General features: G+C 75.1%; 1 protein-coding gene. It reads right to left on the bottom strand.

Annotated elements, in window-relative coordinates; translation table 11 throughout:
* Positions 1-1,577: ATP-dependent helicase (locus tag GT042_RS06735; RefSeq protein ID WP_345943697.1), on the bottom strand; the 1,577-nt coding region annotated here is incomplete at its 3' end.
* Positions 1,578-1,750: the final 173 nt, after the last annotated feature.

The following is a 1,750-nucleotide window of genomic DNA, read 5'->3' as shown; positions in this document are numbered from 1 at the left end:
GACAGCCCGAGGCCCGCCGGGTCCACGGACGACGGCCGCCCGGGCCCGGTCGCGTCGTCCGACGCCTCCGCGCCAACCCCCGGCACCTCCGCCGACTGCCCGGCGGGCTCTTCGGCCTCGCCCCGTGTGTCCTCGTCCGGCGCCTCCGGCCTCGACAGCCGGGCCGGGGCCGGCGGGTGCGTCGCCGCCTCCGCCACCACCCTCAGGGCCGTCAGGAGAGGGGACACCGCGGGTTCGTGGCGGAGGGGGACGTCGTCGCCGTCCACGTCCAGGGGGACGCCCGCCGAGGTCAGGGCGCGGCGGATCGAGGGGATCGTGCGGCCGCCCGCGCGGACCAGGACCGCCATGTCCGACCAGGGGACGTCTTCCTCCAGGTGCGCGCGGCGCAGGATGTCCGCGATGTTCTCCAGTTCCGTGGAAGCCGTCGGGTACGTGTACGTCTCGACCCGGCCGCCCTCCCGGACCGCCGCCAGTTCGCGGTGCGCCCGGATCTTCTCGGCGGGGAGCCGGGGCAGCGGCATCCGGCGCGTCAGCAGCCGCGTCGCCTCCAGGAGCCCCTCGCCGGAGCGGCGGGACGTCGTCAGGACCTCCACCCGGGCCGGGCGGCCGTCCTGGCCCGGGAACGTGTACGGGAAGTCCAGGATGCCGTTCACGTCCGCGCCGCGGAACGCGTAGATCGACTGGTCGGGGTCGCCGAAGGCGACCAGCGTGCGCCCCTGCCCCGCCAGCGCCTCCAACAGCCTCACCTGCGCCGGGTCCGTGTCCTGGTACTCGTCCACGAACACCACGTCGTACCGCCCCGCCAACTGCTCCGCCACCTCGGGACGGGACGCCAGCAGCACGGCCCGGTGGACCAGCTCCGCGTAGTCGAGGACCCCCTGCATGTCCAGGACGTCCAAGTACTCCGCGAGGAAGGACGCCGCCGCCGACCAGTCAGGACGGCCGGTACGGCGCGCGAACGCCGCCAGCGCGTCCGGCCCCAGGCCCAGTTCACGGCTGCGGGCCAGCACCGCCCGTACCTCGTCGGCGAAGCCGCGTGTGGTCAGGCACGCCCGCAGCTCGTCGGGCCACTCGACATGCGCCCGCCCTTCCCGTTCCAGGTCGAGCTGACCCGCCAGCAGGTCCCGTACGGCCACGTCCTGCTCCGGCCCGGACAGCAGCCGCAGCGGTTCCGTGAAGAGCTCGGCCTCCTGGTGGGCGCGGATCAGCGCGTAGCAGAAGGAGTGGAACGTGGTCGCCTGCGGCCCGCGTGTGCCGCCGAGTCGCACGGCCGTACGGTCGCGCAGCTCCACCGCCGCCTTGCGGCTGAACGTGAGCACCAGCATCCGCTCCGGATCCCCGCCCCTCTCGACCCGCGCCGCCACCGACTCCACGAGCGTCGTGGTCTTGCCCGTCCCGGGACCCGCCAGCACCAGCAGCGGCCCGGCGCCGTGGTCAACCACCGCGCGCTGCGCCGCGTCCAGCACAGGGGGGTCCACCGGCGCGGGTGCGGTACGGACCAGTCGGTACGCGCCAGGAGTCCGCTGCCGTACCCGACGGTGCGGGGTACGCCCGGTGGAGGGGGAGGAGGAACTCACGTGGATCGCCGGTCCTGGAGAGGGTGCCGCTGGAGCTGGGGATTGAGACGGAGACTGAGTCGGGGGTGGAGTTGGGGGTGGAGTTGGGGAGCGTACGGGAGCCGGGGAGTGCGGCGGGACGCCCGGGCCCCGGTGGGCCGGGCGACGCGCGCGGGGCGCGTGGGCGCCGACGC

This window comes from Streptomyces sp. SID3212 (genome assembly GCF_009865405.1).
Taxonomy (GTDB): domain Bacteria; phylum Actinomycetota; class Actinomycetes; order Streptomycetales; family Streptomycetaceae; genus Streptomyces.
This window is presented reverse-complemented; position numbering and strand designations above follow the sequence as displayed.